This is a genomic window from uncultured Chitinibacter sp. (genome assembly GCF_945957625.1).
In the GTDB taxonomy this organism is placed as follows: domain Bacteria; phylum Pseudomonadota; class Gammaproteobacteria; order Burkholderiales; family Chitinibacteraceae; genus Chitinibacter; species Chitinibacter tainanensis.
Genome location: NZ_CAMFLP010000005.1, coordinates 124,711 through 141,924 on the forward strand (window position 1 = coordinate 124,711; position 17,214 = coordinate 141,924).

Consider the following 17,214-nt stretch of genomic DNA (forward strand, 5'->3'; position numbering starts at 1 on the left):
TTATTCCTCGGTCGCGTGTTTGCGATCTTCGGCGGCTTGCTGCTCGGTGCGCCATTCGATGTAGCTCTTGATGGCCAGCGTGGCCAATGCCAAGAGGGCTAGAATCGAAGCGCAGGCAAAAGCGCCGACAAAGTTGTATTCGTTATAAAGAATCTCGACGTGCAGCGGGATGGTGTTGGTCATGCCGCGGATATGTCCCGACACCACCGACACCGCGCCAAATTCACCCATGGCGCGGGCATTGGCCAGAATCACGCCATACAACAGGCCCCATTTGATATTGGGCAGCGTGACATGCCAGAAGGTTTGCCAGCCCGAGGCACCGAGCACCAAGGCGGCTTGCTCTTCTTCGCTGCCTTGCGCTTCCATCAGCGGAATCAGCTCGCGCGCCACAAAGGGGAAGGTGACAAATACCGTCGCCAGCACAATGCCGGGCACCGCAAAGATGATCTTGATGTCATGCTCGGCTAGCCACGGCCCCCACCAGCCGTGCGCGCCAAACAGCAGCACATAAATCAGGCCAGCCACCACGGGCGAGACGGCAAAGGGCAGGTCGATCAGCGTGATCAGTATGCTTTTGCCTTTGAAATCAAACTTGGCAATTGCCCAGGCCGCCGCCACGCCGAACACCAGATTGAGCGGTAGCGAAATCGCGGCAACGATCAGCGTGAGTTTGATCGCAGCGAGGGCATCACTTTCCAGCAGCGAATCTTGATACAGCTGCCAGCCTTGATGCAGCGCTTCATAAAACACTGATAACAGCGGCACGATCAGCAAGAGAGTAATCAGCGCCAGTGCCAGCGTGGTGAGCGTGTAGCGGATCCACGGCGCTTCGGTCGTGGCGAGGCTTCGCGTTGTTGTCGCCATTATTTGCGTCTCCCCAGGCGTTTAGCCATCCACCATTGCAGGCCGTTAATCAGCAGCAGCAGGGCAAACGACACCAGCAGCATCACCACGGCAATCGCAGTAGCGCCCAGATAATCATATTGTTCGAGCTTGGAGATAATCATCAGCGGGGTGATTTCCGATTTGAACGGCATATTGCCGGCAATGAAAATCACCGAGCCAAATTCACCAATCGCGCGGGCAAAGGCCAGCGTAAAGCCGGTGAGCAGCGCCGGGAAAATCGTGGGCAAAATCACCTGGCTAAAAATCTGCCAGCGGGTGGCACCCAGACTTGAGGCGGCTTCTTCCAGCTCGCGCTCCATGTCTTCCAGCACCGGTTGTACCGTACGCACCACGAAAGGTAGGGTGATAAAGGTGAGCGCCAGCACGATCCCAGCCGGGGTAAAGGCGATTTTGATGCCGAGCTTTTCCAGCGGCTCGCCCAAAAGACCATTGGGCGCATACAGGGTAGCCAGCGCAATCCCCGCCACCGCAGTGGGCAAGGCGAAGGGCAGATCGACCAGCGCATCGATAAAGCGCTTGCCGGGGAAGGGGTAGCGCACCAGCACCCAGGCAATCAAAAGGCCCACAAAGAGATTAATCAAGGCCGCCAGCAGCGACGCACCAAAGGTCACCTGATAGGTGGCCACCACGCGCGGCTCGCTGACGATGGCCCAAAATTGGGCCCAGCTTAAGCCGAGCGATTTGCTGATCAGCGCCGCCAGCGGCAGCAGCACAATCAGTGAGAGATACAGCATGCTGTAGCCCAGCGAGAGATTAAAGCCGGGCAGCACACTGTGCTGTTTGAACTTCATGGGATTTCCTTTTGCAGGGTATTGCTCTCCAGCCAAGCTTGGGATTGGCTTGGCTGGCTATACCTAGTGGGCTTATTTCTTTTTGGCGATGTCGGCGGCAATCTGATCGTAAATCGCGCCATCATCAAAGAATTTTTTCTGCGCCGCTTTCAGGCCACCAAAATCGGCCACACCAAACAGTTTGATCGCCGGGAATTGCTTCGCGTATTTGGCAGCGACCGCTGCATTGCGGGGGCGCAGGTAGTTTTGCGCGGCGATTTCCTGGCCTTCAGGGCTCCACAGATAGCTCAGGTATTCGGTGGCGGCTTTGCGGCTGCCTTTTTTGTTGACCACTTTATCCACTACGGCCACCGGCAGGTCGGCATCAATCGATACGCTTGGGTAGATCACCTCGAAGTTGCCGCGGCCAAATTCGCGCGCAATCATTTCGGCTTCGTTTTCAAACGTGACCAACACATCGCCAATCTGGCGCTGCATAAAGGTCGTGGTGGCTGCGCGGCCGCCAGCATCGAGCACCGGCACATTAGCAAACAGCGCTTGGGTGAATTCGCGCGCTTTGGCTTCGTTACCGCCATTTTGTTTCAGTGCCGCGCCCCAGGCCGCCAGGAAGGTGTAGCGGCCATTGCCGCTGGTTTTTGGGTTGGGTACCACCACCTGAATACCAGGCTTGGTGAGATCCGCCCAATCCTTAATGCCTTTGGGGTTGCCTTTGCGCACAATCAGCACTTGCAGGCTGGAAAATGGCGCCGCTTCATTCGGGAATTTCTTATCCCAGCCCGCGTTGATCTGTTTGCCTTTCTCGACAATCGCATCAATATCGGTGGCCATATTCATGGTGACCACATCGGCTTCCAGCCCATCAATCACCGAGCGCGCCTGTTTGCTTGAACCGCCGTGCGATTGCTGAATGGTGACTTTGTCTTTGAATTTGGCTTCGTAGTATTTGCTAAAGGCCGGGTTGTAATCTTTATAAAAATCCCGCATCACATCGTAGGAGACGTTCAGCAAAGTGGTTTCGGCGTGGCTCAAGGCTGCGGCTGAACCCAGAGCAAGGGCAACTGCCCAGTGGCGCAATGAAGTCATGGTGAAGCTCCAAATTGATTGAGGTGACGCTGACTGTAACAAGCTGCCGAAGCCAGAACAAAGAATTTAAGGTGATTTTGATATAACCGTTTTATCTTTGGGCATAAAAAACCCCTTTGCGTGCAAAGGGGTGAGACGGCGGCGGAAGCGGCCAGCCTTGTGTTACGGTGGGTGCGTGCCTTAGAAGCTGTAAACCAGACCCAGCCGGAAGCGCCAATCGTCGGTCAGTGCTTTGTTTTTGATCAGCGCATCGGGCAGGTAGCCAACTTCGGCATAAGGCTTGAAGTTGGCGTTGAGCTTGTAGGCCGCGCCGACATTGTGCTCATAAAGATTGCTGCTTTTATCTGGGTAAGCGTAGTTATTCAGCTTGTGATCCCAGCGGAAGTTGTAATAGGTTTCCAGATCTTTATTGAAGGTTTTGCGCAGCCACAATTCGCTGCGGGTGGTGTCATCGTTATCCCATTGCTTGGCTAAATCGCGGGTGTCGCGGGTTTTGTGCTCGTAGCGTACGCGGGCATCCAGGCGCCAGGTAGGGGCAAAAGCCCAGTTGGCGCGCAAGCCGATCTTGGCGATGTCGCCGCTGGCCTTGGTATCTTGGAACAGCACACTCGGTAGCAGAGTCAGGGTGTCGCTGACTTTGTATTTGTAATACAGCTCGAGCTCGTTTTCTTTCCAGCGCGCCTGATCAATGCCTTCGCCTGCTTTGCTGGTATGGTCAACAACATACTCAAAGCCAGCGCCAATGCCGTTGCTCCACTCATGATTCAGCAAGACACGGGATTCAAATTTATCTTGCTCGCTGCGATATTGGCCGCGGACATCCACGCTGGCGGCGCTAACGCTGCCAGCCAGCACGCTCAGGCTTAGGGCCAGGGCCAGAATTGGGGTTTTGTTATGCATGTGCTCATCCTCAGGTTGGGTCAAAACTGGGTGACTGCGCAGTGGCAGTGCCGATGAGCTGCATCCTACTGGATGTCATATTTTCTTAACAATAATTAAATGTAATTTTCATATAACAAAAACACACCTTGGTTTGGTTGTAATAAATTGCATACTTAGTTATATGTAAATTCAAATTAATAATTAAAAGAAATATAGTGATGATGGTAGCCTGAGTAGTCATTGTGTAAGCCGCACAGCAAGGAGCTCACCATGCAGGCACTGATCGTCGGCGCTGATCATCTGGGCGCTATCCCCGCGACGCTGGCCGAGTTTGGTATTTCGGTTGGTCATCATGTGACCGGCCGCAATCCGGTGCACCAGCGCAGCCCGAAAAACCTCAAAGGCATGGAGGTGGTGATTTTGTTTACTGATTTTCTCAATCACAACACCATGCGCAATTACCGCGATCTGGCCCAGCATCGTCAGCTGCCTTGCGTGGCCTGCCGGCGCAGCAGTGCTGATTTGATCCGCACGCTGGAAAGGCTGGGCGCTAAACGCCAGCTGCAATAGCTGAGCCAGCGCTGGCCTGCTGGCCGTGGTGTGGGGGCCTGCGGGCGGCCGTGTTGCCAACTGTGTAGCCAAGGGCAACGCGTGACGGCGCCATTGGCCAAGCCATGCTAGGCCCTGTATTTTGCGCATGGCAAGTCTTGGCGCGCTGTGCGCTAGCGCACCGTCTGCGTGGCTAGGGTTCTGCTCGCCTGTCTTCCCAAGTACAATCCTGTAATCAATTTGAAAGCACGGGTTGTTTATCCCGGCAGACGAGGACAGGCTATGCGCAAGCAATCGGCGGCAATCATCCTGAGTGCACTACTGGGCGGCCTGACCGCGCTGGCGCAAGCCGCCACGGTGGCGCTCTTTAGCCCGCAGGGCGAAGTGAAACAGGTCGATCAGGTTAGGGTGAGCTTTGCTGCGCCGGTGGTGGCGCTGGGCAATAGTGCGGCTCCCGCACCGCTGACCTGGAACTGCCCACTCAAAGGCCAAGGCCATTGGGTGGATGACAAAACCTGGGTGCTTGATCTGCAGCAGCGTTTGCCTGCCAAGACCGATTGCCGCTTTACCCCCAAAGCCGGCTGGAAAGACCTGCAAGGCCAGCCGCTGCCGGCCAATCTGAGTTTCCGTTTTTACACCGGCCTGCCGCAAATCACCCGCAGCTGGCCGGAGGAAACACTGATCGAAGAAGAGCAAGCCTTTGTGCTGCAATTTAACGGTCAGCCGCCGGCGATTGAGCAGCTGTATTGCCAGGCCAGCAGCTTGCCCGAGCGCCTGCGCATGCAGCTGGTGTCGGCCAGCGAGCGCGAGCAAATCGTGCAAGCGCTGGATTTACGCAAAGTGGCGGGGCAGTTATTAGTGGCGCGCTGCGCCCAGCCACTGCCGGCGGAGAGTGATGTCCTGATTGTGCATCAGCGTGGCCAGAGCCAGCCGGATCGGCTGCGCTTTAAAGTGCGCGCGCCATTTAAAGCTACGCTCAGCTGCGAGCGTGAAAATGCCAAGGGCGCGTGTATTCCATTCAAGCCCATCCGGCTGCAATTTAGCTCGGCCGTGCCGGCTGCATTGGCCAATGCGATTCGGCTGGTGGGCGATGGTGTCGAGCGCAGCCCTGAGGTTGACGGTGCCAATCGGGGTGAGCCAGTAGAGGGTATTAGCTTTAAGCCGCCGTTTCCCGCGCTGGCCGAGCTTACGGTTAAATTACCCGCCGATTTGGTCGACGAGGTGGGGCGGCCGCTGGTGAATGCGGCGCGTTTTCCTCTGCCGGTGAAGCTGGCTGATTACCCACCGCTGGCCAAATTTGCTGCGGCGCCTTTTGGCATCATCGAATCGGGCCCCGATGCACTGGTGCCGCTCACTCTGCGCGGGGTGGAAAAAAACCTCGCCATTCAAAGTGTGCAGCTGGGTGGGCAGAGCCTGCAGCTCAAATCCGACGCCGACATCATGGCCTGGTACAGCAAGGTCAATGATTACCACGAAACCACGGTGCGGCTAAACAATAAAGACGTGCAAACCCGCCGCTTGTCGCTGCTGAATAAAGACCCGCATGCACAGGCGCTCAAACTACCCAGCCAGCCCGATCAGCAAGGCCGCTGGCCATTTGAGGTAGTGGGCGTGCCGCTGCCACAGCCGGGTTTTTATGTGCTGGAAGTCTCATCCCGCCTGTTGGGCCGTGCCTTGCTGGGGGCGGACAAGCCGATGTATGTGCGCACCACGGCGCTGGTCACCAATCTGGCGGTGCATCTGAAAACTTCTTCCAATAATCAGGCGGTGTGGGTGACCACGCTGGATAAAGCCAAGCCAGTAGCCGGGGCCAAGGTAGCGATTTACGATTGCCGCCGGCAGGCCTTGTGGCAAGGGCAGACCAATGCGCAAGGCTTTGTGCTGGTGGAGCGCGCGCTCACCGAGCAGCGCGATTGCGACGATGATCGTGATCTGTATGTGTTTGCCCGAGCGAAAAACGCCAAAGGGCAGGAAGACGTCTCGTTTGTGCGCTCCAGCTGGAATCGCGGACTGGAAGCTTGGCGCTTCCCTTATCCGAGCTATTTTGACGAAACCTCGGCCATCGCCGCGCACAGTGTGCTGGATCGCAGCCTGCTGCGCGCTGGTGAAACCGTCTCGATGAAGCATTACCTGCGCTTGCGCACCCCGCGCGGGCTGAAGCTGTTGCAAGCCGAAGCGTTGCCGCAGCAGCTGCGCATCGTGCACGAAGCCAGTGGGGATGAATTTAAATTTCCGCTCAGCTGGCGCAAAGGCCGCTATGCCGAGAGCCGCTTTACCTTGCCGGCAGCAGCCAAGCTGGGTGAATACAGCCTTTACCTTGAGCGTAAAGGCACGCGCCAGCGCGAAATGCACGGCGAGGCTGCGAATCCCGTGCTGGATGGCTATTCGCTCCAAAGCGGCACTTTCCGGGTTGAGCAATTCCAGTTGCCGACCATGACCGGGGGTATTGTCGCCAACAAGAACTCTGGCGTGGCTGCGAAGGAAATACCCCTGGCCCTTTCGCTGGCATGGGGCAATGGTGGGCCGGCGAAAAACTGGCCGGTGCAAGTGAGCGCCATGCTGGCTAGCCGCTATGGCTCGCCGGCCAATTATGAAGCGTTCACCTTTGATCCCCCCCGCGCGGCCAATCAAAGCGAATCGTCATTGGATGGCAAAGTGGTGCTGGATAAAGCCGCCGTCAAGCTCGATGCCAATGGCAACGGCAAGGTGGTAGTGAAAAATCTGCCCGCTTTAGATCGCCGCTACGAGCTGGTGAGCGAAATGGCCTTGGCTGACCCGAATGGCGAAGTGCAAACCATCAGCCGGCGCATTCCACTCTGGCCCGCGGCCTTGCAAGTGGGTTTGCAGATGGATAGCTGGATTACCACCGCGCGGGCTTTGCAAGCCAAGGCCGTGGTGCTGGATACCAATGATCAACCGGTGAAAGGGCAAAAAGTCAGCATCAAGCTGCGCGAGCACCGCTACCTATCTAGCCGCAAGCGGCTGGTGGGCGGCTTTTATGCCTGGGAGCACAACGAAGAGATCGAAGACAAAGGCGAGGTGTGCAGCACCACCACCGATGCGCAGGGCTTGGCGTATTGCGAGGTGAATTTTAAAGCCGCCGGCAATATGGAGCTGGTGGCCGAAGTGCAGGATGCGCAAGGTCAGCGCGTGCGCAGCGCGCAGGAAGTCTGGGTGAGTCAGCATGACGAGTTGTGGTTTGATGGCGATAACAACGACCGCATCGACGTGCTGCCCGAGAAAACCAGCTACGCCCCCGGTGAAACCGCGACTTTCCAGGTACGGATGCCGTTTCGCAAAGCCACGGCCTGGATCGGGATCGAGCGCGAAGGCATTCTGGAAACCCGCGTTGTCGAGCTGGAGGGCAAAACCGCTAGCTTTAGCCTGCCGATTGCCGCTGACTGGACGCCGAATGTGTATGTGTCGGTGCTGGCGGTGCGCGGTCGCGTGCGTGATGTGCCGTGGTATTCCTTCTTTACCTGGGGCTGGAAATCACCCGTGGAATGGTGGCAGGCCTATTGGCAGGAAGGGCGCGATTACACCCCGCCAACGGCCTTGGTTGATCTATCGCGACCGGCTTTTAAATATGGGGTGACGGAAATCAAGGTGGGTGAAGCGGCCAAGCGGCTGCAGGTCAGCGTTACCCCGGCGAAGGCGAGTTATGGTATTCGCGAGCAGGCCGAAGTTACCGTGAAAGTCACGCTACCGAATGGCCAGCCAGCGCCCGCCGGCACCGAGGTGGCCTTTGCTGCGGTCGATCAGGCCTTGCTGGAATTACAACCCAATGAGAGCTGGAATTTACTGCAAGCCATGTATCAGCGGCATAGCTTTGGGGTGGAAATCGCCACCGCGCAGCTCGAAGTGGTCGGTAAGCGCCATTACGGTCGCAAAGCCTTGCCACCGGGTGGCGGTGGCGGCAAAGCCCCCACCCGCGAGTTGCTGGAAACGCTGCTGACCTGGCAGCCTGCCGTGGTGCTGGATGCCAAAGGTATGGCCAAGGTGCAGGTGCCAATTAATGATGCGCTAACGACCTTCAAGCTGGTGGCGGTGGTGGATGCCGGGCCAGATTTATTTGGCACCGGCGAAGCCAGCTTTAGCGTGCGGCAAGATCTGCAGCTGACCGCGGCCGTGGCGCCGCTAGTGCGCGAAGGTGATCAGCTGGCGGCCGGGGTGAATGTGCGCAATGGCAGCGAGCGCAAAATGGCGGTGAAAGTGACGGCCAGCGCCTCGGGCGTGGCTGCGCTGACGCCGCAGCAGGTAGAGATTCCGGCAGGTGAAGCGCGCTTTGTGAGCTGGCCGCTGACTGTAGGGCAAAATCTTAGCCAGCTGGCGTGGCAGTTTAGCGCGCAGGAAGTGGGCGGCAAGGCTAGCGATCGCTTGGCCGTGCAGCAGCAAGTGGAGCCCGCGGTGCCGGTGACGGTAGAGCAGGCCACCTTGCTGCGGGTGAATAGCGCTGGTGTGACTGTGCCGGTGGGCTTGCCACCCAACGCGCTGGCGGGCCGTGGCGGTATTCGCATCAGCTTGCAAAGCAAACTGGGCAATGAGCTGCCGGCGGTGAAACGCTGGTTTAGCGAATACCCGTATTCCTGCCTGGAGCAGCGTACTTCGGTCGCGCTGGGGCTGGGGGACAAAACCCGCTGGCAGCGGCTGATGAGCGAATTGCCGCTGTATCTCGATCAAGATGGTCTGGCATGGTATTGGCCGGTAAGCGAATCAAATGGCAGCATTGGTAGCGATACCCTCACGGTGTATCTGTTGGCGGTGGCGCAGGAAGCCGGTGAAACCCTCCCCGATGCGCCGCGGCAGCGCATGCTCAATGCGCTGGTGGCACTGGTGGAAGGCCGTTTGAAACGCCAGCTGCCACTGGGGCGCCAAGATCAGGAAGCTCGGTTGCTGGCCGCGATGGAAGTCTTGGCGCGCTATGGCCAGTTCAAGCCGGCCATGCTCGATGTGCTGGAGCCTAATCCGCAAAAAATGAATACCGCCATGCTGATCGATTGGCTGTCGCTTTTGCAGCGCGCCAAGGCCAGCCTGCCGGCGAGCTTTAATGTGGCGGCCAAGCAGCAGGAAGCCAGCAATCTCTTGCGCGCCCGCCTGACTTACCAAGGGCCGCGGCTGGGCTTTAGCACCGAGCGGGATGATTATGCGTGGTGGCTGATGGGCAGCCCCGATGTCAATGCCGCGCGGCTCTTGCTGGTGGCGCGAAGCCTGCCCGATTGGCAGGGCGATATCCCGCGTCTGCTCACCGGCTTGTTGGCGCGCCAGCAAAAAGGCCATTGGCAAACGACCACGGCCAATCTGTGGGGTACGCTGGCGGTAGCGGCCTTCTCGCGCCAGTATGAAACCGTGCCGGTATCGGGGAGTACGAGCGCTCAGCTGGGCGAGAAAACCCTGGCGCTGAGTTGGCCTAAAGAAGGCAGCCAAGTACTGGGCCTCTTGCCTTGGCCAACCGGCGGTAAGGGCAATCTGGCCTTGAAACACAACGGCAGTGGCGAGCCATGGGCCACAGTGCAGGCCGAGGCGGCGCTTGTGCTCAAAGCCCCGCGCTTTGCCGGTTATGGCATCAAGAAAACCGTGACTCCGGTCAGCCAGAAAGTCGCCGGCCAGTATCAGCCGGGCGATGTACTGAAAGTGCGGCTCGAAATCACCGCCCAAAGCGATATGACTTGGGTGGTGGTGAACGACCCCATTCCGGCCGGGGCCACGATACTGGGTAGCGGCCTAGGCCGCGATTCGGCGATCGAGGCCAAAACGGCCACTGGTGATGGCGGTGCGGACTATGTGGAGCGGACTTTCAGCAGCTATCGCGCCTATTACAGCTATGTGCCGCGCGGCGAGCTGGTGCTGGAATACACGGTGCGGCTCAATCAGGTGGGTACTTTCCAGATTCCGCCAACCCGGGTTGAAGCGATGTACGCGCCCGATGTGTTTGGTATGTTGCCCAATGCGGCGCTGAAGGTGCAGCCCGCGCCGTAGGATTGTGATGTTAGGTTTGAAAATCACCGGGCCAGGAGCCTGGGGCGTGGGGTTGGCGGCGCTACTGCTGGCCAGCCAGGTGGCCTTGGCTAACCCGAGTTTTCGCGAGGTCAAGGCCGCCTGGCGCTCCTCCGATGTGCTGGTGCTGGATCGTCAGGGCCAGCCGCTGCAACGGCTACGGGTGGATATGCAGCAGCGCCGGCTCGATTGGGTGGCGCTGGCTGATATCTCGCCCGCCATGCGCCATGCGCTGGTGGTATCGGAAGATCGGCGCTTTTATCAGCACAGTGGCGTCGATTGGTCGGGCGTGGCCGCCGCGGCCTGGGCAAATTTATGGAATACCCGTACCCGGGGTGCCTCGACGCTCACCATGCAGCTGGCGGGCTTGCTGGATGCGGATTTGCGCGCTGGTCAGCAGGGCCGCTCGCTGTGGCAAAAAGTCGGGCAGGGCTGGTCGGCCAGCTGGCTGGAAACGCATTGGCAGAAAAGCGAGATTCTGGAAGCGTATCTCAATCTGGTGAGCTTTCGGGGCGAGCTGGTGGGGCTCAGTGCCCTCAGCCACACCCTGTTTGGCAAATTGCCGCGTGGCCTCAATGCCACCGAGGCGGCGATTGCGGCTGCTTTGCTGCGCGGGCCCAATGCGGACGCGGCGCGAGTCGCCAGCCGGGCCTGCAAAATTTTGCAAGACATGGCCAAACCTCAGCCCTGCAGCACCGTGCGGGTGGAGACCGAGATGGCACTGTCGCGCAGTCGGGCGGGCAATGCACTGGCCGAGCACGATGCGCCGCATTTCGCGCGCAAACTCTTGGCGCAGCGGCCGCTCGCGGCGGGCAGCACGTTGCGTAGTACCGTGTCTTTGCCCTTGCAGCGCTTTGCGACTGCCGCACTACAGCGGCATTTGGCGGCGCTGGCCAAGCGCAATGTGCAAGATGGCGCCGTGGTGGTGCTGGATAATGCCAGCGGCGATATTCTGGCCTGGGTGGGCTCGGCCGGGGCGGGGTTGTCGAATGCCGCCGAGGTGGATGGAGTAACCGCGCTACGGCAGGCCGGCTCAACGCTCAAACCCTTTTTGTATCAGCTGGCGTTTGAGCGCCGTTATCTCACTGCCGCCAGTTTGCTCGACGATAGCCCGCTGGATTTACAAACCGCCGGTGGCCTGTATGCGCCGCAAAATTACGCCAAAGATTTCAAAGGACTGGTGTCGGTGCGCAGTGCCTTGGGCGCATCGCTGAATGTGCCGGCCGTGCGCACGATTGAAATGGTGAGCCCCACAGCCTTGCGGGATCGCTTGGCTGCGCTGGGGCTCAGTAGTTTGCAGCAAGATGGGGATTACTATGGCGCCAGCCTTGCGCTCGGGGCGGCCGATGTGCGGCTATTGGAGCTAACCAATGCCTATCGCACGCTGGCCAACGGCGGCCAAAGTAGCGCGCTGCGCTGGCTGCGCACTGATCCGCTGCCGCGCCGGCAGGCGCTGCTCAGCCCCGCTAGCAGTTTCATCGTGGCGGATATTCTGGCCGATCGTACCGCCCGGGCCCGCACCTTCGGGCTGGAAAGCGCGCTGTCGACGCGCTATTGGAGCGCAGTAAAAACCGGCACCAGCAAAGACATGCGCGATAACTGGACGATCGGTTTTTCCCGTCAGTTTACTGTCGGGGTGTGGGTGGGTAATGCCAGTGGCGAACCGATGTGGGATGTCTCGGGCATGCATGGTGCGGCGCCCGTATGGCTGGCGGTGCTGGATCGGGCGCAGCAAACCGCCCCGGCCAGCCGCGCCCCCGCGGCGCCCGCCGGCGTTACCCAGCGCACGGTGCGCTATCAGAATCAGATCGAAGCCAGCCGAGTGGAATGGTTTTTGGCCGGCACCGAGCGCGAGCAGATCGTGGCCGAAACCCAGGCGATCCGAAATCAGGCGCCGGGCATCATCAGCCCGCTGGATGGCAGTATTTATGCCGTCGACCCCGATGTGCCGCCCAAACATCAGCGCGTAATGCTGCGCGCGCGCGGCGTCAGTCAGCCGCAATGGCTGCTGGACGGTAAGCTCATCTGCCGCGCCAACCCCTGCAAATGGTTTCCCTGGCCCGGCCGGCATCAGCTTGAATTACGCGATGCGCGCGGTGCAGTAATTGAAAGCGTGAAGTTTGAAGTGCGCGGCGCCTTTGTCCGCCCGCCGGCGAGCGCGCCCAAAAGCAAACCCGTGAGTCCGTGAAGGAAAGCAAGTTGTAACGCAGCAAAAACAAAGCCCGCATTCGCGGGCTTTTGGGTATATGGCTATAGCCTTTTGGGGGTAAGGCTTAGCTGGCTATACAGCTGGGGTGTATCAGTCTTGCTCGTCGAACACCGCGGTGGTGTAAACGTTCTGAACGTCATCCAGCGCTTCCATCGCATCGATCAGTTTTTGCATTTTGATCGCATCGTCGCCGGTGAGCTCGGTTTCGCCCTGCGGACGCATCGTCGATTCGCCCATTTCGGCGCTAAAGCCGGCGGCTTCCAGCGTTTCTTTGATGGTGACAAACTCGTACGGCGGGGTGATTACTTCGATGGAGCCGTCTTCATTGGTGACAACGTCTTCGGCGCCAGCTTCCAGCGCTGCTTCCATCAGGGCGTCTTCATTGGTGCCAGGAGCAAAAATCAGGTAGCCACAGTGTTTGAACTGAAAGCTCACGCAACCGTCGGTGCCCATATTGCCGCCGTATTTGCTAAACACGTGGCGCACATCCGCGACGGTACGGGTGCGGTTGTCGGTCAGGCAATCCACCATCACTGCCGCGCCGCCCAGGCCATAGCCTTCGTAGCGGGTTTCGATGTAATCCACGCCTTCCAGCGAGCCAGTGCCGCGTTTGATGGCGCTTTCGATATTGTCTTTGGGCATCGATTGCGCTTTGGCTTTATCGATGGCCAGACGTAAGCGCGGGTTCATTGCCACATCGCCGCCGCCCATTTTGGCCGCAACGGTAATTTCTTTGATCAGCTTGGTGAAGACCTGGCCGCGTTTCGCGTCCTGACGGCCTTTACGATGCTGAATATTTGCCCATTTACTGTGTCCAGCCATGATGCACCTTGAAATCAGTTCATTCGAAAAATGGGGCGTATTCTAGCACGAGCCGCCACCGCCCCGACAGCGCTGCGCTTGCGCTGTATCAAGCCGGCTGAGCGTCGTCTTCCTGTCGTCGATTTATTTACCAAGGTGGCAAAACACCGGCGCTTGGCCTGCTTGCCATGGGCTGTAGTTGTGCATGCACTCGGTAAATAAATCACTGCTCGTCAGCTGGGCTAGCCAGGCTTGCAGCGGCGCGCTCATCTGCGTGGCAAAAGCATGGGCATTCACGGCGGCACATTGGCGGATAAAGGGCACAATGGCCAGATCGGCAAGGCGGAGTTCATTACCGAAAAGGTAGGTATAGCCAGCTAGCCTAGGTTCGATATGACTTTGCAGCCAATACAGGGCGAGGTATTGGTGCTCGGCCGCGGTTTTGCCTGGGTGGCGGTCGGCATATTTATAGCGATCCAGTAGCGGCTTGAATTCGCGATCATGCGCATGAATCAGCGCGAGCTGCGCGCTTTCATTCTGCAGTAATGTCGCCAGCTCGGGCCGTTGCGCCAGCGCCCAGCGCATGATCTCCAAGCTTTCAGTGATGGCTTCTCCGTTGGGATTGACCCACACCGGTACGGTACCGGCAGGGTTGCAGGCCCAGAGTTCGGGCGGCTTGGCTTTCAAGCTCACTTCGCGAATTTCCAGTGGCAGCTTGGCCAGCCACAAGGCCAGCCGTGCGCGCATGGCATAAGGGCAGCGGCGGAAAGAATACAAAATGGGCAGGGGCGAAATCAGCGGCATGATGGTTTGGACTTCGTTAAAGCTGGCATAAAAATCAACACAACTTGACAAGGGTTGAAAATAAGACGGGCTGCGCCATGGCAATCCGCCAAACTCTTGCCTATAAAAAAACAGGTTCTCGTCATGTTGCACCCGCAGCATGGTGGCGTAAACGATATTGTACGAGGGGGGAGTATGGCCAAGAAGATATTGGCGGTTGACGATTCTGCATCCATACGTCAAATGGTGAGTTTCACCTTACGCAGTGCAGGGTATGAAGTGGTCGAAGCACCGGATGGTAATGCCGGGGTGAATCAGGCCAAAACCACACAGGTCGATCTGGTGCTCACCGATCAAAACATGCCCGGTATGGATGGCCTCACCCTCATTCGCACCTTACGCGGTCTGCCTGAGTATGCCGCCACGCCGATCTTGATGCTGACCACCGAATCCAGCGATGCGATGAAACAGCAAGGCCGCGCAGTAGGCGCCACTGGCTGGCTGGTTAAGCCGTTTGATCCGCAGAAATTACTCGAAGTCGTACGTAAAGTCATTGGCTAGCCGCAGCGCGGGTTAGGGGGGTGTATGTCTATCGATATGAGCCAGTTTATCGCTGTCTATTTTGACGAGGCGGCAGAACATTTGGCCAATATGGAATCCTTGTTGCTCGAACTGGATGTTGGCAGCCCCGATCCCGAAGACCTGAATGCCATTTTCCGCGCCGCGCACTCGATTAAAGGCGGCGCCGCCACCTTCGGTTTTGCCGATCTGGCGGAAGTAACCCATGTGCTGGAAAACCTGCTGGATCGGGTGCGTAAACAGGAAATCACCCTCACTGCGGCGATGGTAGATATTTTTCTGCGCGCGGGTGATGTCTTAAAAGACATGCTCGCCGCCCATCGCGACAATGCCCCTGTCGTTGCTGCGCCGATTGCCGAGATTACCGCCCAGCTGAATCAGCTTTCTAGCGAGCAAGTGCTGCCCGTGGCCAACTCGCAGCAGGCACTAACGGTGATCATCGCGGCAGGTGAAGGTTTTGAGCACGACGTGCTGTGCCATGAATTGCAGCGGCATGGTGAGCTGGAAGACTTCTCACCGGGCGACGCCCAGACTCCGTGGCGATTCCGTCTGAAAACCGCCAGCAGCCAAGCCAAGCTTATTGATGCGATGGCTTTTTTGCTCGATCCGGCCCGCATCAGTATCGAGGTAACGGGGCAGCTGGATGAAGATTTTGGTCTGTTTGCGCCTTTGCCTCTCCCGGCGACTGATTTAAGCGTGGATGAAGGTTTTGGCTTTTTTGACCCGTTGCCCGCGACGGCTGCGCCCGCTTTGCAGGATGGGGAAGGCTATGGCTTCTTTGCGCCTCCGGCGCCGCCAGTGGCGGAACAAGGGGGCGAGGGCTATGGCTTTTTTGTGCCCATTGCGGGTAGCAATGCGCCCGCCGCCGTGGCTACGAAGCCGGTTGAGGCTAAACCCAGTGCAGCGCGCGCCAGTAGCGAGCGCCAGGCCGAACGTGGCGGTGATACTTCGATCCGGGTTAGTGTCGAAAAAGTCGATCAGTTGCTCAATCTGGTTGGCGAGCTGGTGATCACCCAGTCGATGCTGGCGCAAAACGCCTTGCAGCTTGACCCCGTTACGCATGAGCGGCTGCTGGCTGGGGTGGCGCAGTTAGAACGTAATACCCGTGAGCTACAGGAATCGGTGATGTCGATCCGCATGATGCCGATTTCGTTTGTGTTTAATCGCTACCCACGTTTGGTGCGTGATCTGGCGGGTAAATTGAATAAGCAAGTCGAGCTGCGCATGATCGGTGAAAACACCGAGCTGGATAAAGGCTTTATCGAAAAACTGAGCGACCCCTTAACGCACTTGGTGCGCAACAGCCTCGATCACGGGATTGAGGCGCCAGAAGTGCGCCTCAGTCGCAATAAACCGGCGCAGGGCACGCTCACCCTCAAAGCCTTTCATCAAGGCGGCAATATCGTGATTGAAGTCAGCGACGATGGCGCGGGGCTCAATCGCGAGAAAATCCTCGCCAAAGCCCGCGAGCGTGGGCTGAATGTGCACGACAATATGAGCGATAACGAAGTCTGGATGCTGATCTTCGAGGCTGGCTTCTCCACCGCCGCTGAAGTCACCGATGTGTCAGGTCGTGGGGTGGGGATGGATGTGGTGCGCAAAAACATCCAGGCGATGGGCGGCCGGGTTGAAATCCAGTCAATGACCGGCGTGGGCTCAACCATGAGCATTCGCCTGCCGCTGACGCTGGCTATTCTGGATGGCATGTCGATTTCTGCGTCTGACGAGCTCTACATTATTCCGCTCACCTTCATTATCGAATCGCTGCAGCCGCGCGCGGCTGACATCAAAACCATGGCTGGGCGCGGTACGGTGATCAATGTGCGCGGTGAATACCTGCCTTTAATTGCCCTCTATGACATTTTCAGCCTTACCGCGCGCAAAACCAGCTACGAAGAAGGCTTGGTCATCATCCTGGAGGCCGAAGGCCAGAAAGTAGCGCTGTTTGTCGATGATTTGCTCGGTCAGCATCAGGTGGTGGTGAAAAATCTGGAAACCAACTATCGCCGAGTCAGCGGCGTGGCTGGGGCCACCATCATGGGCGATGGGCATGTGGCGTTTATTCTCGATGTGGCGGCGCTGGTGAAAATGGCCCAGCAAGTAACGCCAGCCGAACAAATTGCTGAACTGGTGTAAGGAGTAGGGTCATGGAACTGGCTCATAAAGAAGACGATGTCAGCCGCGAATTGCTGGTATTTGCGCTGGGGCGGGAAGAATACGGGATCGATATTTTAAAAGTGCAGGAAATTCGGGGTTATGACGCCGTAACCAGTATTGCGAATGCACCGAATTTTATTAAAGGCGTGATTAATCTGCGTGGCAATATCGTACCCATTGTCGATTTACGGATTAAATTCAATATCGGCAATGTGACCTATGATCAATTTACGGTGGTGATTATTTTAAATGTTGCTCAGCGCACCATCGGGATTGTGGTGGATGGTGTTTCAGATGTAATGACGTTGTCGACCGAACAATTACGCCAGGCCCCTGAGTTTGGTAGTGCACTCGACACCGCTTATATCCTTGGTTTGGGTACCGTCGAAGAGCGCATGATAATTCTAGTGGATATCGAAAAACTAATGACCAGTGCGGATATGGCTTTGGTTGAAGCTGTGGCCGCTTAGGGAGGGG

12 protein-coding genes are annotated in these 17,214 nt (G+C 58.1%); 6 read left to right on the forward strand and 6 right to left on the reverse strand.

The window, feature by feature from the left end:
• From cysW to QV747_RS08350, 4 genes are all read right to left on the reverse strand, one after another.
• Positions 1-867: a sulfate ABC transporter permease subunit CysW gene (gene cysW / locus QV747_RS08335; protein WP_034619019.1), complete on the reverse strand. Its 867-nt coding sequence runs from the start codon at positions 865-867 to the stop codon at positions 1-3.
• Complete coding sequence (gene cysT, locus QV747_RS08340; RefSeq protein ID WP_273432067.1) at positions 867-1,700, reverse strand: sulfate ABC transporter permease subunit CysT; 834 nt, start codon at positions 1,698-1,700, stop codon at positions 867-869. Before cysT ends, cysW begins: the two co-directional genes overlap by 1 nt.
• A gap of 72 nt (positions 1,701-1,772) precedes the next feature.
• On the reverse strand, positions 1,773-2,783 hold the full coding sequence (locus QV747_RS08345) for a sulfate ABC transporter substrate-binding protein (protein WP_273432069.1): 1,011 nt from the start codon (positions 2,781-2,783) through the stop codon (positions 1,773-1,775).
• A gap of 180 nt (positions 2,784-2,963) precedes the next feature.
• Positions 2,964-3,683, reverse strand: coding sequence for an oligogalacturonate-specific porin KdgM family protein (locus tag QV747_RS08350; protein WP_273432071.1), 720 nt, complete (start codon positions 3,681-3,683; stop codon positions 2,964-2,966).
• Between the two features lie 252 nt (positions 3,684-3,935).
• Between QV747_RS08350 and QV747_RS08355 the strand changes: the two genes are divergently transcribed.
• From QV747_RS08355 to pbpC, 3 genes are all read left to right on the forward strand, one after another.
• The gene (locus tag QV747_RS08355) at positions 3,936-4,235 is read left to right on the forward strand and encodes a DUF2325 domain-containing protein (protein WP_028449290.1); all 300 of its coding nucleotides are present in this window, start codon (positions 3,936-3,938) and stop codon (positions 4,233-4,235) included.
• A gap of 261 nt (positions 4,236-4,496) precedes the next feature.
• Positions 4,497-10,190: an alpha-2-macroglobulin gene (locus QV747_RS08360; protein ID WP_273432073.1), complete on the forward strand. Its 5,694-nt coding sequence runs from the start codon at positions 4,497-4,499 to the stop codon at positions 10,188-10,190.
• Between the two features lie 7 nt (positions 10,191-10,197).
• The gene (pbpC, locus tag QV747_RS08365) at positions 10,198-12,396 is read left to right on the forward strand and encodes a penicillin-binding protein 1C (protein ID WP_273432075.1); all 2,199 of its coding nucleotides are present in this window, start codon (positions 10,198-10,200) and stop codon (positions 12,394-12,396) included.
• A gap of 111 nt (positions 12,397-12,507) precedes the next feature.
• On the opposite strand, the gene QV747_RS08370 is transcribed toward pbpC, so the two are convergent.
• Together QV747_RS08370 and QV747_RS08375 are read right to left on the reverse strand one after the other, a co-directional pair.
• Positions 12,508-13,239: a YebC/PmpR family DNA-binding transcriptional regulator gene (locus QV747_RS08370; RefSeq protein ID WP_028449292.1), complete on the reverse strand. Its 732-nt coding sequence runs from the start codon at positions 13,237-13,239 to the stop codon at positions 12,508-12,510.
• A gap of 123 nt (positions 13,240-13,362) precedes the next feature.
• Positions 13,363-14,022: a glutathione S-transferase N-terminal domain-containing protein gene (locus QV747_RS08375; RefSeq protein ID WP_273432077.1), complete on the reverse strand. Its 660-nt coding sequence runs from the start codon at positions 14,020-14,022 to the stop codon at positions 13,363-13,365.
• Positions 14,023-14,196: 174 nt separating this feature from the next.
• On the opposite strand from QV747_RS08375, the gene QV747_RS08380 reads away from it, so the two are divergent.
• The 3 genes from QV747_RS08380 to QV747_RS08390 are packed head-to-tail and all read left to right on the forward strand — an operon-like array spanning position 14,197 to position 17,207.
• Positions 14,197-14,562: a response regulator gene (locus QV747_RS08380; protein WP_273432079.1), complete on the forward strand. Its 366-nt coding sequence runs from the start codon at positions 14,197-14,199 to the stop codon at positions 14,560-14,562.
• Between the two features lie 24 nt (positions 14,563-14,586).
• Positions 14,587-16,716 (forward strand): chemotaxis protein CheW, encoded by a 2,130-nt coding sequence (locus QV747_RS08385; RefSeq protein WP_273432081.1) that lies wholly within the window; start codon positions 14,587-14,589, stop codon positions 16,714-16,716.
• A gap of 11 nt (positions 16,717-16,727) precedes the next feature.
• Positions 16,728-17,207, forward strand: coding sequence for a chemotaxis protein CheW (locus QV747_RS08390; protein WP_028449296.1), 480 nt, complete (start codon positions 16,728-16,730; stop codon positions 17,205-17,207).
• The last annotated feature ends 7 nt before the right edge of the window (positions 17,208-17,214 follow it).

What these genes read in the sequence shown, in the direction of transcription:
- QV747_RS08370 (WP_028449292.1), bottom strand. Translation starts at nt 13,239, where the DNA reads ATGGCTGGACACAGTAAATGGGCAAATATTCAGCATCGTAAAGGCCGT.
- cysT (WP_273432067.1), bottom strand. Translation starts at nt 1,700, where the DNA reads ATGAAGTTCAAACAGCACAGTGTGCTGCCCGGCTTTAATCTCTCGCTG.
- QV747_RS08390 (WP_028449296.1), top strand. Translation starts at nt 16,728, where the DNA reads ATGGAACTGGCTCATAAAGAAGACGATGTCAGCCGCGAATTGCTGGTA.
- QV747_RS08375 (WP_273432077.1), bottom strand. Translation starts at nt 14,022, where the DNA reads ATGCCGCTGATTTCGCCCCTGCCCATTTTGTATTCTTTCCGCCGCTGC.
- QV747_RS08380 (WP_273432079.1), top strand. Translation starts at nt 14,197, where the DNA reads ATGGCCAAGAAGATATTGGCGGTTGACGATTCTGCATCCATACGTCAA.
- pbpC (WP_273432075.1), top strand. Translation starts at nt 10,198, where the DNA reads ATGTTAGGTTTGAAAATCACCGGGCCAGGAGCCTGGGGCGTGGGGTTG.
- QV747_RS08385 (WP_273432081.1), top strand. Translation starts at nt 14,587, where the DNA reads ATGTCTATCGATATGAGCCAGTTTATCGCTGTCTATTTTGACGAGGCG.
- QV747_RS08355 (WP_028449290.1), top strand. Translation starts at nt 3,936, where the DNA reads ATGCAGGCACTGATCGTCGGCGCTGATCATCTGGGCGCTATCCCCGCG.
- cysW (WP_034619019.1), bottom strand. Translation starts at nt 867, where the DNA reads ATGGCGACAACAACGCGAAGCCTCGCCACGACCGAAGCGCCGTGGATC.
- QV747_RS08350 (WP_273432071.1), bottom strand. Translation starts at nt 3,683, where the DNA reads ATGCATAACAAAACCCCAATTCTGGCCCTGGCCCTAAGCCTGAGCGTG.
- QV747_RS08360 (WP_273432073.1), top strand. Translation starts at nt 4,497, where the DNA reads ATGCGCAAGCAATCGGCGGCAATCATCCTGAGTGCACTACTGGGCGGC.
- QV747_RS08345 (WP_273432069.1), bottom strand. Translation starts at nt 2,783, where the DNA reads ATGACTTCATTGCGCCACTGGGCAGTTGCCCTTGCTCTGGGTTCAGCC.